Origin of the sequence: Carboxylicivirga taeanensis, from assembly GCF_051851475.1 — a bacterium.
Classification (GTDB): domain Bacteria; phylum Bacteroidota; class Bacteroidia; order Bacteroidales; family Marinilabiliaceae; genus Carboxylicivirga; species Carboxylicivirga taeanensis.
Window position 1 is genome coordinate 1 of record NZ_JBPUSJ010000111.1, and the last position, 750, is coordinate 750.

Below are 750 nucleotides of genomic sequence, written 5' to 3' on the forward strand. Positions count from 1 at the left end.
AACGGTCAGGCTATGAAGCGTAAGTGAACATTAACCAGATTTCACTTCCGAACTTCACGGAGCCAAAACGTTGTATTTGTTTTTATCTTATCATTTTAAAAGCCAAATCAACGATTTGGCGCTGGTTGCAGAAGCTACGAACCTTCCAAAGTTAGTCGACTCACTTATGCTTTATTAGCCATTGTTGGGCTTTCGTTCTTTTTCTATTTATTATAGATTTTATCGTATGTTCCTTTAAACGATTCTATTTTAACAGTTTCCCACCAATCAAGATTATTCCGTAAAGTGTCTGTCTTGTATAATTCTATGATTTCCTTCTTTTCAATTAATTTTGATTTATTAAATGACTGCCCCTTTGAAAGTCTCAGAACCATAATATCTTCATTTTGAATTTCTTTAATAAGCTTTATTGCTTCTTCAATCTCTGAGTCAAAATCTGTTTCTGAAAATCGGTCAAAATGCCAGTGGAAATCATCAAAGACAAGAGTCAGTTCTTCGTCGTACGTATTTAATTCCAAATTAAGTTCCGGATGAATTTCACTAGTAAACTTAAATTCAAAATAATTCCAGTCACTATCTTCATTCTTTTTCGCCTGAAATGCTTCCATAAAGTCTGTGTGATTAGCCTTTATATAATTAAATACTTTAAGCGAATACGAGTCAATATTTTCAAAATTATTCGACATCTAAATCATTTTCAGTGATTAATCTTATTATTATCGGATACTCTCTTTGAATGAAGCCCAACGG

1 protein-coding gene is annotated in these 750 nt (G+C 32.5%); it reads right to left on the bottom strand.

Translation table 11 applies throughout. The annotated features are described in order from the left end of the window. Window positions 1–203: 203 nt before the first annotated feature. The gene (locus tag ACSX1H_RS19480; RefSeq protein WP_439185931.1) at window positions 204–608 is read right to left on the bottom strand and encodes a hypothetical protein; all 405 of its coding nucleotides are present in this window, start codon (window positions 606–608) and stop codon (window positions 204–206) included. Window positions 609–750 lie beyond the last annotated feature (142 nt).